Here is a 17,182-nt window from a genome sequence, read left to right on the forward strand (position 1 = left end):
GAAATTCCATAGTATTTTTATAACTTTGCAAATGTTTTTTTAAGGACAAATAATATGATTCAAGAAGCTATTGCCCGATATCTGCTAAAACAAAAGCAGTTTTCCCTCACACCTAAAGCTGTCCTTTTCGATATGGATGGTGTTTTATATGATTCTATGCGTTTTCATTCGCGTTCATGGTACGAAACAGCTACGCACCACAATCTTATTTCGACCCCTGAAATATTTTACTTATATGAAGGACGGACAGGAGAAAGTACAATCAATGAATTGTACCAAAAAACATTCCACAGAGATGCGACTGATGAAGAGAAAAAATCCATTTACGAAGAGAAAGCGACTTTATTCAACAAATATAACGATGGAAAAGCAATGTCGGGAGCAGCAGAGGTACTAGCTGCCGTAAAATCCTCAGGGCTCCAAGCACTGGTTGTTACAGGTTCCGGACAACATAGTCTAATTAATAAATTAGAAAACACCTATCCGGGATATTTCAAACGAGAAAAGATGGTCACTGCTTTTGATGTAATATACGGAAAACCTCATCCCGAACCTTATTTAATGGGGCTGAAAAAAGCCGGCATACAGGCAAATGAAGCTTTCGTTGTAGAAAATGCACCGATGGGAGTACAGGCTGCCGTAGCTGCCGGTATTTTTACGATTGCTGTTAATACCGGTCCTTTAGCAGATAAAGTGTTATTAGATGCCGGGGCTGACTTATTGTACCCGGATATGACAAGTCTCGCCAATGATTGGAAAAACATAATAAAAGCTTGCCAAGAGAACAATAAAGATATCTGATTTAGTCAATATAAGAGAAATGGAACACAGAACATCTTTCATTTCTATGTTCCAATTATAGCTTTTATCAAAGCCCGGCCTTTTTTATTAAACGCGTCATCTGGAAAGATTGTTTATAGAAAATAAAAAGCGGAATAGCAGCACCGACGACTAAAGCAAACAATACTAGAAGGGTCGTTAACCCGTTTCTAAAAATCTCAAACAGATTACTCATAGCCATCATTTCATCCCTACCTTGCAGGAATTTCATCATTGCAAGAATTGTCTTATAAGCGAACATTCCGGGAATCATCGGAAGTAAAGATGGAAAAGAAAAAACTTCCGCCGGACAATGAATCAACCGGGCAAAAAATATACTCATCAATCCGATAACAAAAGCTGCAATAAAAGAAGAAGTGGCTATATCCAACGTTCCACCTTTCATTAAGTAAAAACGTAAACCATGCCCAACTGCAGCCATAAATGCAGACACAACAACAGCTTTACGGGGAGGATTAGAAATAACGGCAAAACCGGTTGCAGCCACAGCTGCAAATAACCCGTCGTAAACTATTGACTCAAGAAACTCTACACTCATAATGAATTGACTCCTAATATTAATAATGTAATAGACAACCCTATTGCGATACAGATAATCAACAAACATGCATTAATCAATCTGGAAAAACCAGCTAATACGTGTCCATCCATAAAATCTATAACCGAATTAATCAGAGGAACACCAGGTATTAAATAAAGTACACTGGAAGCTAAAGCTATTTCCGGGGTATTTCCCCAGTGATTAATAACAACTATTCCACCAACCATGGAAGCAACAAAAGCTGAAACAACAAAAATAAATAGATGGTTCATGTGCCGGTTCATCATTTCCTGCCGGATAAGGAAACCAACTAAAGTTGCCAAAAATACAACAGCCATTGCGATACCGTCACCACCAAACAAACGACAAAATGAAGCATTTGCACACGAAACCAGAAATAGCACCCACCAACGCGACATACGAGGCTTTGCCATTATTGTTCTAAACTTTACCCAAACTTCATCAAGAGTGGGACGATTGTCGTAAATATACCAGCTTAGAGCACTTAACGTAGATATTAACTCAAAATTCAGAGCAAGTGGTTTGATTTTATCGACGGAGGTCTTAGGATGCAATGGATCATCATCATCTACAATTGTCATAATGATACTTTTCTGAAATATTGTCATATCCAGACTAAAACCAAAAGCTTTCGCTATACGAGTAGTATTATGTACAACCCGAGCCGTTTGTACCCCTACTCCCATAAGGCTGGTCGAATATTCCAGCAAAAAATTCAATAATTCTTGTATATCTTCTTTTTCACCCATACAATCAGATAACCTATTTCCGTACAAAAGTACACAAAAACATGCTATAAAACACAAAAGTAAGAAGAAAAGAAAAATAAGTTTAGTTGAAAATTTACTATATGCTATCATTATCCCGTTAAAATCCTCTAGAATGTTATTCTATTTTTATTATCTTTGAGGAAGAAAAATGAATTCTAATATAGCATTATCATGAAAAAAGTTTTATCAATTCTTGTAGCCGGATTCGCAGTCTTTCTGACTGCGTCTTGTAATCAATCGGGCAGTGGAATACTGTTTGACGGAAAAGACTGTAGTAAATGGAATATCAATGAAGGCGTTTCTGTAAAAGATAATACACTTGCATTGGCTGGAGCAGAAGCAAAAGCCATTTTAAAAAATGGCAAGTATAAAGACTTTGAACTGACAATGGAGCTAAAAACCAGCCCCGGAGCAAAAGGTTCCGTTTGGTTCCATACAGATTCTCAACTAAGCAAAGGGTATCATGTAGCAATCAATAATGACCGTACAGATCCTGTTTGGTGGAAAATGACAGGAAGCCTTGAATCTGTTCGCAATCTGACTAAAAGTTTTATAAAAGAAAACGAATGGTTTCAAATGCACATAACAGTAAACGGTAAGGCTATTACAATTGACATAAACGGAGAACCGGTTGTCGAATACATCGAACCGGTAGATCCTTACCGCATAGCACCAAATACGGCTGCCATACTCTCAGAAGGGACATTCGCTATTATCAGCGATACTCCAAATGAAATTGAATGCCGGAATATTGTTGTCAATATTCCTGAAAATCAAAATATTGACATCAAGGCACAACAAGCAAAAGCCATAGATGAACAAAGTGATGAAATAATAAAACTTCATCAGGAAGATTTTCCGGTCTTAGATTATCACGTTCATTTAAAAGGTGGACTAACAAAAGAAATGGCTGCCGAACAATCCAGGAAATTAGGTATTAATTATGCCATTGCTCCTAATTGTGGTATCGGTTTCCCTATCACAAACGACGATGAAATCAATGCGTATTTAAAAGAAATGCGTTCACAGCCATTCATTATGGCAATGCAAGCTGAAGGACGTGAGTGGTTGACTACTTTTTCACAGGAAGCCCGCGATGAATTTGATTATATATTCACAGACGCCTTAACTTTCACAGATGACAAAGGACACCGTACCCGTCTTTGGATACCAGAAGAAACCTGGATAGATAAAGACCAGCAAAAGTACATGGATATGATTGTTGACCGTATTTGTTCCGTACTGACCGAACCGGTTGATATTTATGTTAATCCATGCTTCCTTCCTACTCCTATGAATGAAAAGTTTGATGAGTTTTGGACGGAAGCTCGTATGAATAAATTCGTAGACGCATTAGCTAAAAGCGGGAAAGCTCTGGAAATAAATGAATTATATAACATTCCAAACAAAGCGATTATAATGAAAGCAAAAGCAGCCGGCGTTAAATTCACTTTCGGAAGTAATAACGTGACTCCCAATGTCAGCAATCTGGAATACAGTCTTCGTATGAAAAAAGAATGTGGCCTTACAGCTAAAGATATGTATAAACCAAAAATTAAAATATAAAATGATTAAAAAAGAAAAGTCCGTTATTCAAAATAGATTAACGGACTTTTTATATGTTGTTCAACCAAGGCTCGAACTTGGACTAACAGGACCAGAATCTGTTGTGCTACCATTACACCATTGAACAATTTTGTCAGATAAAAAAGGGATTTACTTCTTGAGTTGTTCAACCAGGGCTCGAACCTGGACTAACAGGACCAGAATCTGTTGTGCTACCATTACACCATTGAACAATTTAATAAATCCGCTATGCCAACACCCTTGTTAGCGAGTGCAAAGGTACATACTTTTTCAATATCCACAAGAATTCATGTAAAAAAAATTTAGCGAATAAACAATTCACACATCCTGTTGTTCTGATTTTAGAATGGATACATATATATTAATGGAAAGAAAACATGTAGATAATAAATTTAAGAAGTATATTTGCAACTTCGAATATCACTCAATTAAAAATAATGGATCAAACAAAAGAACTAGTAAAAACAATTATTGAAGGCCTACAGGAAAAAAAAGGCAAAAATATTGTAACCGTAGATTTAACCCGATTATCCGGCGCTATATGCCAATATATGGTAATCTGTGAAGGGAATACCCCGACTCAGGTTTCAGCCTTATCAGATTCCGTATGGGATTTTGCACATAAAAATGCCGGAGAAAAGCCGTTATCAACGGATGGAAGCCAACACGCCGAATGGATAGGCATGGATTATGGCACGGTTCTTGTACATATATTCTTACCGGAACTACGCGAGTTCTACAATCTGGAAAATTTATGGTCGGATGCCAAAGTGACCCAGATTCCTGATCTTGACTAATAATAAACCGGTGCTAATCGTATTGAATATCACTTATGGAAAATAAAAACGACAAGTTTAACAAAACACCGAAGAACATCAAACCCAAGATGTTCCGATTTAATTTGTACTGGATGTATGGCCTCATTCTTTTGATGCTTTTCGCCTTGTTCCTAACAAACGATTCTTCTGCATCAAAAGAGCTGGGTTGGACTGAATTCCAGAAATTGGCACAGGATAACGTTTTCGACAAAATGGTTGTCTACAATAAAAAAAACATAGTAGAAGCTACTGTCAAAAACGGACAAAAAGGCCTTGTATTCAGAAAAGACAGTGCTTCACTGGGTACAAACCCCAAAATATATGTAAAAATACCTTCAGCCGATAAGTTTTCTGACTTTTACGATAAAGCGGTAGCGCAAAATCATATTGATACCCAAGTTAGCTTTGAAGAAGGAGATGATGCCATTTGGAATTTTCTCGTTTCTTTTGGTCCGATATTACTGATTATCATAGTATGGATATTCCTGATGCGACGGATGTCGGGGACCGCGGGTGGAGGACCGGGAGGAGTATTCAGTGTCGGCAAAGCAAAAGCACAACTTTTTGACAAAGATAATGACAGAAAAGTCACATTTAAAGATGTTGCCGGACTATCTGAAGCTAAACAAGAAGTAGAAGAAATTGTATCTTTCCTCAAAAATCCGGAAAAGTATACAGAACTTGGAGGTAAAATACCTAAGGGTGCTTTACTTGTAGGCCCTCCGGGAACCGGTAAGACACTGTTGGCAAAGGCTGTAGCCGGAGAAGCCGATGTTCCGTTTTTCTCTCTTTCCGGTTCTGATTTTGTAGAAATGTTTGTGGGTGTAGGAGCCTCTCGCGTCCGTGACTTATTCCGTCAAGCTAAAGAAAAAGCTCCTTGTATCGTCTTTATTGATGAAATAGATGCAGTGGGGCGTGCACGTGGCAAAAATGTTAATATGAATAGTAATGACGAGCGAGAAAACACCTTAAACCAACTACTTACCGAAATGGATGGTTTTGGTTCCAATAGTGGTGTGATTATTCTGGCAGCAACAAACCGTGCCGACATTCTGGACAAAGCATTGCTTCGTGCGGGGCGTTTTGACCGTCAGATACATGTGGAACTGCCGGATTTGAACGAACGTAAAGAAATATTTGGTGTTCATTTGCGTCCAATAAAAATAGATGACAGTGTAGATACTGAATTCTTAGCCCGCCAAACGCCCGGATTCTCCGGCGCCGATATTGCTAATGTTTGTAATGAAGCGGCCTTGATAGCAGCCCGTAGTGGCAAAAAGTTTGTTCAAAAAGAAGATTTCATGAATGCTGTCGACCGTATTGTAGGCGGTTTGGAAAAACGTACAAAAATAACAACAACGGAAGAACGTAAATGTATAGCAAACCATGAAGCCGGCCATGCAACATTGAGTTGGTTACTCGAACATGCCAATCCTCTGGTAAAAGTGACAATCGTACCACGAGGTAAAGCTTTAGGAGCAGCCTGGTATTTACCGGAAGAAAGACAGATTACTACACGCGAACAGTTATTAGATGAAATGTGTGCAACATTAGGCGGACGTGCCGCTGAAGAATTATTCTTAGGTAAAATTTCCACCGGAGCATCTAATGATTTGGAACGTGTGACTAAGCAAGCCTACGCAATGGTTGTGTATTTCGGCATGAGTGACCGTCTGCCTAACCTGAATTATTATGATTCAAGCGGGCAAGATTGGGGTTTTACCAAACCATACAGCGAAGAGACAGCCCGCATGATAGACCAGGAAGTTCAAAAAATCATTAACGAACAATATGAACGAGCAAAAAGTATCCTGAAAGAATATGCAACCGGTCACAATACATTGGCTCAAGTTCTGTTGGAACGTGAAGTAATTTATACGGAAGATGTTGAGAACATTTTCGGTAAACGTGCTTGGGTTTCCCGTTCAGAAGAAATACTGGAACTTCAGGAAAAAGCCAATGGCAAAAAAAACGAAACAGAAAAAAAGGAGAACGATAATACAAATGTCGAAATCTCAAATGACAGCTCGACAGAAAACAAAGCTGAAACAAGTATTCAATGATTTCCAATATATAAAGGCAGGCATAAGTTACTTACTTTGTGCCTGTCTTTATTTATCTTTTTAAACGCATCAAAGATGAAATATCAATTTAATAGTTATATTTGCACAAAATAGAATCAATAAACGAACAAAACAATACTGCTTTGAAAAATCTTATCATACGGGCGTTAACCGGCATTATATTCGTCGTGGTACTGGTAAGTGCCATCTGTATCCATCCTGTCTTATTTCTCATATTATTTACATTGATTACAGGATTAACAGTTTGGGAATTTTGCGGATTGATTCAACATTATGAGAATGCGACTTTACAAAGGGCAATCAATGCCATCGGAGGAATGTATCTTTTTATTTCCACATTTGTCTATGCGAATGGATTGGTAGATGGAAAAATATTCCTACCCTATTTACTATTTGTAATACTGACAATGATAGCCGAATTGTATTATAAGGCTTCTAACCCCATTAACAACTGGGCTTTTTCACTTTTTTCTCAAATTTATTGTGCTGGAACATTTTCTATGTTAAATTTTATTGGAGCAGTACCAGGTACACCAGGGATTATGAGCTATTCTCCTCTTTTTATCATGGCTCTGTTCGTATTTGTATGGCTGGATGATACAGGAGCTTATCTGGTAGGATCAATGATTGGGAAAAGAAAACTTTTCGAACGTATCTCACCTAAAAAATCATGGGAAGGATTTTTTGGGGGTCTCATATTTGTATTAGCATCTTCACAAGTGTTCGCTTGGTATGTACCTGAAATAAGTCGGATAAACTGGTTAGGACTGTCAACTACTGTCGTTTTATTCGGCACATGGGGCGATTTAATAGAATCACTCTTTAAACGGACGCTAAAAGTTAAAGATTCCGGTAATGTTCTGCCTGGACATGGAGGTATGCTCGACCGTTTCGACAGTGTAATGTTAGCCGTTCCGGCCTCTTATATTTATATAGAACTTTTTATTCGAAATTGAATGTAAGCGAAACCATCCGGGATGTTGCCTTCGACAAACCATTGGAATACTTTATCAAATCCTTATCTACTAAATCATCCCGTTTTTTTTCCAGCAAATCAACCAAGCCAAAACTAAACTTCAATTCGGGACAAAGTTTAAAAAATGGCAGATAAATATCACAACCCAATCCGAACTGAATACCAAAATCTGTCCCCTTCAATAATATAGGGGTTCCCTTTTTACGTCCCAAATCAAATGCGCCATAAATACCACCTATCAGATAAGGACGGTAATTATTCACCCGGAAAGCACTATATTTTACATCCAACGGAAACATCAGATAATTGGAACGAACAGAAGTAGAGAAACTATCGCCTTCTTCATCCCCTTGCTGACGAAAAACAAGTTTCTTGTCCCCAAAATGAATTGTTGGGGTAAAACGTAAGTTAAAATAAGGATTCAAATACATATCCCCTATTACGCCAACGCTAAAGCCAGGTGAATAGCTCGGTATTTCAGCATACCAAATTTCACCATCAGTAGCAACACCATTATTCGTCAATAACAAATCCTGCGCATGAAGTCCTACATGAAACCCTAAATGGAAGAGTTTCTGATCCGCATACGGCTGATTTTTCACCTTCTCTTTCTGGGCCAGTACGCAAGAAGTTCCCAGAACACATACATATATTATAAATAACAGACGTCTCAAATCTTCTTCAGTTTTGAATAATAACGATAAACATCCCTACTTATTGCAAAAATGCATTTATTTGTACAAAATAAAGCGGTAGATATTTTTTAAATACAAAGAAAGCCCTATTTTTGCACCAACTAATAGTTATCAATTTAAACGTTTAAAAAATGGCTTACGTAATTAGTGACGATTGTATCGCTTGCGGTACTTGTATTGACGAATGTCCGGTAGGAGCAATTTCAGAAGGTGACAAATACAGCATTGACCCTGAAATGTGCACAGATTGTGGAACTTGCGCAGATGCATGTCCGACAGAAGCAATCCATCCGGCAGAATAACCGCAGCAAAAAATAGGCCCTTTCAAGAGGAACCTATAAAGATAAGGGGCTATTCCATTCGTGGAAATAGCCCCTTATTATTTCTTTCGTTTCTCCATCAGAACTCTATATCCAGCTTTATCTCATCGGAATCTTCAGACAAAGATTCATCCTCCGAGCCCAATACTGGTTGTTCTCCGGATTTACACTGCTTAATGTAATTAATTACATCATTCATACCTTCCATGAACTTTTCAAAGTCCTCTTTATACAGGAAAATCTTATGCTTTTCAAAAGAGACCTGTGTTCCATTCTTCGACTGCACCTTTTTACTCTCAGTTACGGCCAAGAACAAATCATCCTTCAGATTTCTTTTTACGTCCAGGTAATAAATCCTTTTCCCTGCCTTGATGGCCTTAGAGTACAAAATCTCTTTATCGCCACCTTCAACTTGCGTTTTCTTCACCGAGTCTTCCATTATAGTAAACTTTCGTTAAACACCCACCCAATTATCATAACTTGCTTCAAATATGTGCATTTTTTTTTAAACAACAACTATTTTAACGTGTCAAAATACCTATTCAAAAATGAAACATTACAAAATAACAGCCAATGCATATAAAATTAAGCGAAGCAAGATACTTTTACAAAAAGAATGACTACCTTTGCAGCCAAATTTATAACAAAGTAGTTCCTTCAAACGATGATCAACAGAATTTTAATCCGCATTAAAGTTTTACAGATAGTATATTCATACTATCAAAATGGAAACAACGACCTAAAAGTTGCGGAAAATGAATTGCTTTTCAGTCTCCGGAAGTCATATGATTTATATCATTATCTTCTTCTTCTAATTGTCGAAGTCACCAACCTGCAGAAACGTATACTGGATGCCAGAAAAAACAAGTATATGCCGACAGAAGCAGAGATGAATCCTAATACTCGTTTGATAAACAATCGTTTTGCCGCCCAAGTTGAAAAAAACGAGTCCCTACAAAAATATGTTAACGAACAAGGTGTTTCATGGGCTAACGATGACGATTTCATTAAAACAGTGTTAGAACTTATTCTTTCTTCCGATTTGTACGGAGAATACTTGAACAATGAGAACGATTCATACGAAACAGACAAAGAATTCTGGCGGACAGTATTCAAAAAACTGATTTGCAGTAACGAAGCTATCGACGACTATCTACAAGATAAAAGCATCTATTGGAATGATGATATTTCAATTGTCGAAACATTCTTGCTAAAAACAATTAAACAATTCAACGAGAGCGAAGGTAGCCAACAAAAATTATTGCCTATGTTTAAGGATATGGAAGACCAATCTTTCGCTATCAAATTATTCCGCCAAACACTCCTGAATGGTTCCGAATACCGCGAACGTATCAACAAACACATGAAAAACTGGGAAACAGAACGTATCGCAAATATGGATCTTATCATTATGCAAGTTGCCTTGGCAGAAATCATGACATTCCCGAGTATCCCCATCAATGTTACACTGAACGAATATATCGATACAGCCAAATATTACAGTACACCTAAAAGCGGTACATTTATTAACGGTATATTAGATTCAGTTGTAAACGAATTAAAAAAAGAAAAGTTATTGCTCAAAGATTAATTATTATCCTTACATTTGTGCAAGTATCGAATTTGATATTAACATATTAATGATTATTGTTATATGAGCTTACTTACTATTTTACTCCAGGCTGCTGCTGGCCAATCACAATGGTCTGGCATTCTGATGATGGTTATTATTGTTGCTATTTTTTATTTCTTAATGATTCGCCCGCAACAAAAGAAACAGAAAGAAATACAAAAAGCCCGCGAAGCGTTGAAAACAGGAGACAAAGTTGTTACTGCCGGAGGTATCTACGGAAAAATTAAAGAAATCGGTGATATATATATGTTGATTGAAATTTCCGATGGTGTACGCATTCGTGTAGATAAAACTTCTGTTTTTGCTTCATCGGAAGACGCGCAGCAAAAATAAACAAAGAGACATATGGCCGGATTTGGACAAATAAAACAAACATTCAAATCTGCCCGGATAGAGATTAAGGCTTTTTTGCGTCGTCAGCAATGGAAAGAAGCCTTGATCTTTTTCTGTTTTGTATTACTGGCTTTAGGTTTCTGGCTGCTTCAAAGCCTCCAGCAGGAATATGAAATAGATATCAATATTCCGGTCAGATACAAAAATGTACCTCCGAATATTGCTTTTACCGGAACACCGCCGGAGAAAATTACTGTCCGGGTGAAAGACAAGGGTAGCGTATTATTAAACTACTCTTTCGGACGTTCTTTTGTGCCAATCGAAGCCAATATGAAAACAATGCCGGAAAAAAGCGGTAAACTGATTATCGATAAAAAAGAAATCGAAAGTGATATCAAAAAACAATTAATTGCAACAACTTCATTAATAGGTTTTGAACCACAACACATTGATGTGGCTTACAGCACACGTGTAAAAAAAGAAATACCTGTCATTTTTAATGGGAGCATACATACAGATGCTGGTTTTAAAATATCTGGAGAACTTATGATTTCTCCCAATAAAATTAACGTTTATGCAAGTGATGTTGTTTTAGATACATTAAAAGAGGTACAAACCGTTTTCACCGAAATTAAAAAGGGAAACAAAACAATTACACGAAATATTCAATTGCAGAAAATAGAAGGTGCAACTTTCGACCCGGCCAATATCACGATTACTATCCCGATTGAAGAATTTACGGAAAAAACATTGGATATTCCTGTTGTTTGTAATGATTTACCGTCTCATTACATCCTAAGGACTTTTCCTTCTACCGTCAAAGTAAACTGTAGTATCCCACTATCACGTTTTAAAGATGTTTCCGCGAATGAATTTGCAGTAAACATATCATTTTCAGACCTAGAACAAAATACATCGGGAAGCATACCTCTTCAATTAACCCAAAAACCTAATTGGGTAGATGCAACAACCATCACTCCCGACAAAATCGAATTTATATTGGAGCAAACTAAATCAAATGATTAAAATCGGAATAACAGGGGGAATAGGTAGTGGCAAGTCTGTGATTGCAACGTTGTTACAATTATCAGGTATCCCCGTGTATATTGCAGATACAGAAAGTAAAAAACTTACAGAAACATCTCCCGCCATACACCGTAAACTCACCGATTTATTAGGAAAAGAGCTCTATACACCGAATGGTCTGAATAAAAAACTACTGGCATCTAAGATATTCAAAAACGAAGAATATTTAAAACAGGTAAACGCCATTATTCATCCTGAAGTAAACCGTCATTTTATGGATTGGACAGAGAGACAAAATGTCAAAATATGCGCAATTGAATCTGCCATTCTCTTTGAATCCTGCTTCAATCACTCCGTTGATACGACTTTGCTGGTTTATGCCCCCATGGAAATCCGTATTTCCCGTGTCCAAAACAGAGACAATATATCCCGCGAAGAGATTATCCGGCGCATCGACAACCAATTATCTGATGAAATAAAAAAAGAGAAGTGCGACTACATTATTTACAATGATGGCAAACAAGCATTAATCCCCCAAGTAGCAGCTTTCATTCAAATGCTGGTAGGATAACAAATCACCCGATTTATACAATTTTATATACAAAACTATCTCGAATATTCTATACTTATACTACATTTGCAGCTCAAAAGTTAAACACTATTAGAAAAACGAAGTATTATGTTGAAGACGATTTTGTCTATCTCGGGAAAACCGGGATTGTATAAACTGATTTCCCATGGGAAAAACATGCTGATTGTTGAATCGTTGGCAGATAAAAAGAGAATTCCGGCATACGCAAAAGATAAAGTAATCTCTTTAGGAGATATTGCCATTTACACAGATGAAGCAGAAGTTCCCTTATACGAAGTTCTGACAAACGTAAAAAATAAGGAAAACGGAGAAAAGGCATCTGTTAATCTTTTCGCCAAGCCAGACGAATTGCGTAAATACTTTGCAGAAGTATTGCCCAACTTCGACCGTGAACGTGTATATCCAAGCGATATAAAGAAATTAATCAACTGGTATAATCTGTTGATTTCTGCAGGTATCACCGAGTTCACACCAGAGGAAACTGCAGCAGCGGAAGAAACTCCGGTTGAGGAAACAAAAGAAAATAATGCAGAATAAACAATTTTAAATCCGACAAAGCTCAGGATAATCCTTATAAAAAAAGCCCGCTGTTTCTATTGAGGGCACTGAAAAAGTCCTTTCTCCTTCTTAGTTACAAAATTTCTCGGCACATATCCAGTATAAGTCTTGGATATGTGCCGATTTTCTTGTATCTTTATAGATATAAATCCCCTTAATATGCTACCTACCTAACAGAGCATCCAATTCAGTAATTACTCAGATTTATATAATCTGATAATCCCTCAGGAGAATCTTCTGAGACGAATAAATGACCTTATAGACTTTTCATTTGTCCATCGCGAACTTATAGACAAATATTGCCTGAACAATGGCCGTACGGCAGAATGTCCCGTAAGAATGTTCAAGTATCTTCTGCTGAAGGTCGTCTATGATATATCTGATGTAGATGTTGTGGAGCGTTCCCGTTACGACATGTCCTTTAAATATTTCCTTGGCAGGCACCGGAAGAATTAGATTTAATTGATCCCAGTTCCCTGTGCAAGTTCCGCAAACTAAGATTGAAAGACAAAGATTTATTGAATCTGCTTATTGGCAATACTGTGGCAATTGCCATAGAAAAGGGAATCATCAAATCCAAGACCATAATCGTTGATGCTACACATACGGTCTCCCGCAGCAATCCGTATTCCCCCGTTGAGATACTTAAGTTGCGTTCCAAGCAATTACGCAAAAGCCTTTATGATGCCGATGATACCATAAAGGACAGCCTTCCGGCCAAGAACGAGGATGACAACATGGAGCACGAGCTGGATTATACCCGTGGGTTGCTGGAAGCTGTCGCTTGCAATCAAGCACTTTCCAATGTCCCCAAAATCAAGGAACGCCTGAATATGCTGAAAGAGACATTGGCTGATATCGAAGACCATTATACCACATCCAAAGACGAGGATGCGCGAGTGGGGCATAAAAGTGAAGACAGCTCCTTCTTTGGTTATAAGACACATATCGCCATGAGCGACGAACGTATTATCACGGGCTACGGTAACTTCGGGAGACAAGGGTGACGGCCCCCAGTTGCCTGAACTCATTGAGCAAAGCCGTACCAACGGCATGGAGGTTGAGAGTGTTGTAGGAGATACAGCCTACTCAGGAAAGGATAATATCATCCTTGCCCAAGATGAGGAAAAAGGTTTTGAGTTAGTAGCAAAACTACATCCGACCATCAGCAATGGTGCACGTAAAGAAGAGGATAAGTTCGAGTTTAATAAGGATGCCGGAATGTTTGTATGCCCGGCTGGACATATGGCAATCAGAAAGGCCTGCCAAGGTAAAAAGAAGCAAGGGCAGAACCAGTCTATGGTATACTATTTTGATACAGGTAAATGCAGGACGTGCTCAAGAAGGCAGGGCTGTTACAAGGAGGGAGCCAAAAGCAAGACTTACTCCATACAGATTAAATCTGGTTATCAGATTTAGCGAACTTAATTTAGCATATCAGCAGAAGGAGGTGCTGAAAGAAAAGGACTTTTTCAGTGCCCTCCTTCCATTCCACTTATCCTTTGAATAGGTCTTCGACTACCTGCATAATGAATAAGAGAGAATACAGCTCCACTTTGACTGTATATCAAGATTGATAATACAAGCCAAAGAAAGCGTTTTTCAGACTTATCCCGATTATGCTCATGAATTGTCGAAGTTCATTCAAACGGAATAGTGCGAAATGCGCTTTCTAAATATGTCTTGTTGCTATTTGCAACGTCACAAAGATAGTACATTTGTCTGAAAAAAGCTCATTGAAAGCTCTCTATTTTAAAAAATCAGCTTATCAGTATGTTAAAAGTCTAATAAATAGTACGTCTCCAATAATTCTTCTGAAGTAAACCTAAATAACGTCTTGTTGTTTGTACATCGGAATAATTAAATAGTTCAGATAGCTTGATAAGAGCAAATTCTGAATTTCCTTTTGCTGATCCAACAGCTTTACGTCCAAATGTTTTGCATAGAGTAAGTAGAAAAATGCTCAATTATCAATCCATATTTTGACTTGATGGACTTAAATAAGATGTTGAGTACTGTATACGACTCGTTTCCCACTAATAAAGCATTTTTCATTTTTATCTATGGCATTAAGATCCCTGCAACAGTCTACAATATGCTTTTGAAAATTCTCATTTTCTTAATTTTCTTACATTTCTAATGATAAACTTTTCACTATCCAACGACATACCTACGTTAACATCAGAAGGTCTTATATTCCCCCAAAAGAGCCACAACCAAGCAGCAAAGACAAACAATATCTTCTTTATCTCGATATAGCTTCCCAACCAATGCAAACATTATATCCCATTCAATATAATCACCTGGCACATAGTTATTTTTAACCCATAATATCCTCTTTTTAATTGGAATCATAACTCTTGAGCATCCCATAAATCCATCTATTTATTAAAATTCTACTAATCAATGCGTACATAAGAAATAAAGTTAGCGAACATTACCCCCGCAACAACTTGCCAAATAAATGAATCTCCCTTTCATTCAATAGTGCATTAATAGTTCACTGGTAGTACAACTTGGCAAACTTCAGTAGCTTCCCCGTACAGTTGCGTCGAAAATTGATGGTAAATAGTTAACCTGACAGCTATTAAGTTCGACATATTCACTTTGCGAGACTGACGAATATTTTCCAGTTTTATTAGGGCATTCCAGAACTTTTTCCTTTCTTTGCGAAAAGTGATGTTATGGAATACACAGAAACCATCTCAATTAACGGACATAGCCGTGAAGAATATCGTGAACAATTAATATCTCTTTTTCTAAAAGAGAATCATGGGTCTAGCTCGGAGGTCACATACTACTATTATTATGTTGATACACTAAGAGATGGAAACCAAATTTATCTTAAACGTCCAACGCAATTAAATAAGGGAGTTGATTTTGAGGTAAGAGTTTCTGGAATCAATTTCCGTTATGGCAAACATGGAAATACTATTTCGACAGGAAATCGTCCAAGCCACAATGATATATTTGATGATTTACTGCTAAAAAAAGATGAGGATATTCACAAATTTGAAACTCTTATCATGTTAATAACAAGAATATATCATTGTGAAGATGTAACGTTGAGTGAATATGAAAGTTGTCAATTTCAGAAAGGCTTGCCAACAGATTTAATTTTGAAAGTTCTTAAATGGTTATTTATAGAACAAGACATAACATATTGGAATAGAAGTGGAAGAGAAATGTTATTTAATAATATAATTGAATTATGGGAAAAATAATAACAACATTTTCAGATGGAAGTAAACTCGAATATGATAAAGGAGCTTTCGATGAATGGTGCGTGTATCTAACTCGCCCTAATGTTACAAGATATGCACCAAAAGATTTTCAATACTTCCAGAGGTTGGCGAATTATGGTGCAAAATATGGTTTTGACATTTTGTATAATGATTATGTTGAAATCTATAATCTAACAACAAAAGAGATAGAAGAGACTGTCCTAGAAAAGATAAAGGAAATAACTAATAAATATGGTGAAGATGCACTAAATGTAGCAATAGACTTTACCATTATTTACATGGGGATGATCGCTGAAGAGAATAAAAAAGGTACCAAATTGGGGAAAAGGATAAAGCGATTGGGGATCTACCAAGTACTGAAAGAGCAGATGCATTACAATAAAGCAGCAAACTTTAGTAAAGGTAAGAAATGGAGAGAGTTGAATGATATTTGTTTATCTAAAGGTTTCTAGTTATGCCTAAAAATCCCAATACTGTAGGAGGAGGGTCTCAAACAAATGTACATGGATTACATTTCGAACAAACAACTGAATTACGTGATGTCTTTGCAAACCACCCTCAATATTCAGTAAAAGGTAATGCTATTTATAATGGAAATGCTAAAGTAGCAACCTTGTTTCAGAAATCCTCACTTTATAAAGATTTATTAGAACCTAAGGGCGTTGACTACAAAAAGTATATCTCAAAGAAAATGTTACCAGATGATGCTATTCTAGTACACTCTACATCAACTCTGTTTATTATTGAAAAGAAATTTCAGAGTTGTGCGGGTAGTGTTGATGAGAAACTACAAACTTGTGATTTTAAAAAGAAACAGTATACTAAACTTCTTCAACCACTAAAGATAAAGGTTGAATACTGCTATTTTCTTAGCGATTGGTTCCTCAAAGAGGAATACAGAGATGTTAAAAAATATATCATAAGTGTTGGGTGCCGCTATTTTTTCAAGGAAATTCCTTTGGAGTATTTAGGACTATAATCATACATAATACAAGTATAATAACGGTCGCAATTTATGGTACTCATCTCCAAAGGAAAGAGCAATCATACTTATAAATAGGGATATTCAGTAAATGTCCTTTAAACCAAAGATGGCCTATGAGCATGACAATCAAAAATCATCTCATATGCCATTTTTATTGT

The 17,182-nt window shown here is 37.1% G+C and carries 18 protein-coding genes, 1 tRNA gene and 2 pseudogenes; 15 read left to right on the plus strand and 6 right to left on the minus strand.

All coding sequences use genetic code 11. From position 1 onward, the window contains the following. The first annotated feature begins 54 nt into the window (after nucleotides 1-54). A complete protein-coding gene (locus DW103_RS15405) occupies nucleotides 55-801 on the plus strand; it encodes an HAD family phosphatase (RefSeq protein WP_122277733.1) in 747 nt (248 codons plus the stop codon). A gap of 67 nt (nucleotides 802-868) precedes the next feature. Here the strand turns inward: DW103_RS15405 and DW103_RS15410 are convergent, their stop codons facing one another. Next, nucleotides 869-1,381 carry a threonine/serine exporter family protein gene (locus DW103_RS15410; protein ID WP_199653042.1) on the minus strand — a complete coding sequence of 171 codons (513 nt, stop codon included), beginning with the start codon at nucleotides 1,379-1,381 and terminating at the stop codon, nucleotides 869-871. After that, a complete protein-coding gene (locus DW103_RS15415; protein WP_122277737.1) occupies nucleotides 1,375-2,151 on the minus strand; it encodes a threonine/serine exporter ThrE family protein in 777 nt (258 codons plus the stop codon). Before DW103_RS15415 ends, DW103_RS15410 begins: the two co-directional genes overlap by 7 nt. Before the next feature lie 192 nt (nucleotides 2,152-2,343). On the opposite strand from DW103_RS15415, the gene DW103_RS15420 reads away from it, so the two are divergent. After that, on the plus strand, nucleotides 2,344-3,738 hold the full coding sequence (locus DW103_RS15420; protein ID WP_122277739.1) for a DUF1080 domain-containing protein: 1,395 nt from the start codon (nucleotides 2,344-2,346) through the stop codon (nucleotides 3,736-3,738). A gap of 162 nt (nucleotides 3,739-3,900) precedes the next feature. Here the strand turns inward: DW103_RS15420 and DW103_RS15430 are convergent. Then, a tRNA-Gln gene (locus tag DW103_RS15430) sits at nucleotides 3,901-3,971 on the minus strand. A gap of 225 nt (nucleotides 3,972-4,196) precedes the next feature. Here DW103_RS15430 and rsfS point away from each other — a divergent pair. From rsfS to DW103_RS15445, 3 genes are all read left to right on the plus strand, one after another. Further along, nucleotides 4,197-4,556 (plus strand): ribosome silencing factor, encoded by a 360-nt coding sequence (gene rsfS / locus DW103_RS15435; protein ID WP_122277741.1) that lies wholly within the window; start codon nucleotides 4,197-4,199, stop codon nucleotides 4,554-4,556. A gap of 35 nt (nucleotides 4,557-4,591) precedes the next feature. Further along, nucleotides 4,592-6,640, plus strand: coding sequence for an ATP-dependent zinc metalloprotease FtsH (ftsH, locus tag DW103_RS15440; RefSeq protein WP_122277743.1), 2,049 nt, complete (start codon nucleotides 4,592-4,594; stop codon nucleotides 6,638-6,640). A gap of 143 nt (nucleotides 6,641-6,783) precedes the next feature. Then, nucleotides 6,784-7,617 carry a phosphatidate cytidylyltransferase gene (locus DW103_RS15445; RefSeq protein ID WP_122277770.1) on the plus strand — a complete coding sequence of 278 codons (834 nt, stop codon included), beginning with the start codon at nucleotides 6,784-6,786 and terminating at the stop codon, nucleotides 7,615-7,617. Here DW103_RS15445 and DW103_RS15450 read toward each other — a convergent pair. After that, nucleotides 7,604-8,311, minus strand: coding sequence for a porin family protein (locus DW103_RS15450; RefSeq protein WP_122277745.1), 708 nt, complete (start codon nucleotides 8,309-8,311; stop codon nucleotides 7,604-7,606). The genes DW103_RS15445 and DW103_RS15450 overlap by 14 nt on opposite strands. Before the next feature lie 152 nt (nucleotides 8,312-8,463). Between DW103_RS15450 and DW103_RS15455 the strand changes: the two genes are divergently transcribed. Beyond that, the gene (locus DW103_RS15455; protein WP_005640945.1) at nucleotides 8,464-8,634 is read left to right on the plus strand and encodes a DUF362 domain-containing protein; all 171 of its coding nucleotides are present in this window, start codon (nucleotides 8,464-8,466) and stop codon (nucleotides 8,632-8,634) included. Nucleotides 8,635-8,731: 97 nt separating this feature from the next. On the opposite strand, the gene DW103_RS15460 is transcribed toward DW103_RS15455, so the two are convergent. After that, on the minus strand, nucleotides 8,732-9,091 hold the full coding sequence (locus tag DW103_RS15460) for a DUF3276 family protein (protein ID WP_122277747.1): 360 nt from the start codon (nucleotides 9,089-9,091) through the stop codon (nucleotides 8,732-8,734). 225 nt (nucleotides 9,092-9,316) lie between these two features. Here DW103_RS15460 and nusB point away from each other — a divergent pair, with 225 nt between their 5' ends. The 6 genes and pseudogenes from nusB to DW103_RS15490 form a co-directional block, all read left to right on the plus strand. Next, nucleotides 9,317-10,243 (plus strand): transcription antitermination factor NusB, encoded by a 927-nt coding sequence (gene nusB / locus DW103_RS15465; protein WP_122277749.1) that lies wholly within the window; start codon nucleotides 9,317-9,319, stop codon nucleotides 10,241-10,243. A gap of 63 nt (nucleotides 10,244-10,306) precedes the next feature. After that, complete coding sequence (yajC, locus tag DW103_RS15470) at nucleotides 10,307-10,618, plus strand: preprotein translocase subunit YajC (RefSeq protein WP_122277751.1); 312 nt, start codon at nucleotides 10,307-10,309, stop codon at nucleotides 10,616-10,618. A gap of 12 nt (nucleotides 10,619-10,630) precedes the next feature. After that, complete coding sequence (locus DW103_RS15475; RefSeq protein ID WP_122277753.1) at nucleotides 10,631-11,644, plus strand: YbbR-like domain-containing protein; 1,014 nt, start codon at nucleotides 10,631-10,633, stop codon at nucleotides 11,642-11,644. Beyond that, nucleotides 11,637-12,215, plus strand: coding sequence for a dephospho-CoA kinase (gene coaE, locus DW103_RS15480; protein ID WP_122277755.1), 579 nt, complete (start codon nucleotides 11,637-11,639; stop codon nucleotides 12,213-12,215). The genes DW103_RS15475 and coaE overlap by 8 nt, the downstream gene beginning before the upstream one ends. A gap of 108 nt (nucleotides 12,216-12,323) precedes the next feature. After that, nucleotides 12,324-12,773, plus strand: coding sequence for a DUF5606 domain-containing protein (locus tag DW103_RS15485; RefSeq protein ID WP_122277757.1), 450 nt, complete (start codon nucleotides 12,324-12,326; stop codon nucleotides 12,771-12,773). A 201-nt stretch (nucleotides 12,774-12,974) separates the two neighbouring features. After that, nucleotides 12,975-14,207 (plus strand): annotated as a pseudogene (locus DW103_RS15490) (IS1182 family transposase); the annotation flags it as partial. A 363-nt stretch (nucleotides 14,208-14,570) separates the two neighbouring features. On the opposite strand, the pseudogene DW103_RS18665 reads toward DW103_RS15490, so the two are convergent. Continuing rightward, a pseudogene (locus tag DW103_RS18665) lies at nucleotides 14,571-15,149 on the minus strand (site-specific integrase). 329 nt (nucleotides 15,150-15,478) lie between these two features. On the opposite strand from DW103_RS18665, the gene DW103_RS15500 reads away from it, so the two are divergent. From DW103_RS15500 to DW103_RS15510, 3 genes are read left to right on the plus strand one after another with little or no spacing between them, the layout of a single operon-like run. Then, entirely contained in the window at nucleotides 15,479-16,018 is a 540-nt protein-coding gene (locus tag DW103_RS15500; RefSeq protein ID WP_122277758.1) for a hypothetical protein, read from the plus strand. After that, nucleotides 16,006-16,491 (plus strand): hypothetical protein, encoded by a 486-nt coding sequence (locus DW103_RS15505; RefSeq protein ID WP_122277760.1) that lies wholly within the window; start codon nucleotides 16,006-16,008, stop codon nucleotides 16,489-16,491. Before DW103_RS15500 ends, DW103_RS15505 begins: the two co-directional genes overlap by 13 nt. 2 nt (nucleotides 16,492-16,493) lie before the next feature. Then, nucleotides 16,494-17,018, plus strand: coding sequence for a hypothetical protein (locus DW103_RS15510; RefSeq protein WP_122277762.1), 525 nt, complete (start codon nucleotides 16,494-16,496; stop codon nucleotides 17,016-17,018). Nucleotides 17,019-17,182: the final 164 nt, after the last annotated feature.

The sequence above is a fragment of the Parabacteroides sp. AM08-6 genome, from assembly GCF_003473295.1.
In the GTDB taxonomy this organism is placed as follows: domain Bacteria; phylum Bacteroidota; class Bacteroidia; order Bacteroidales; family Tannerellaceae; genus Parabacteroides.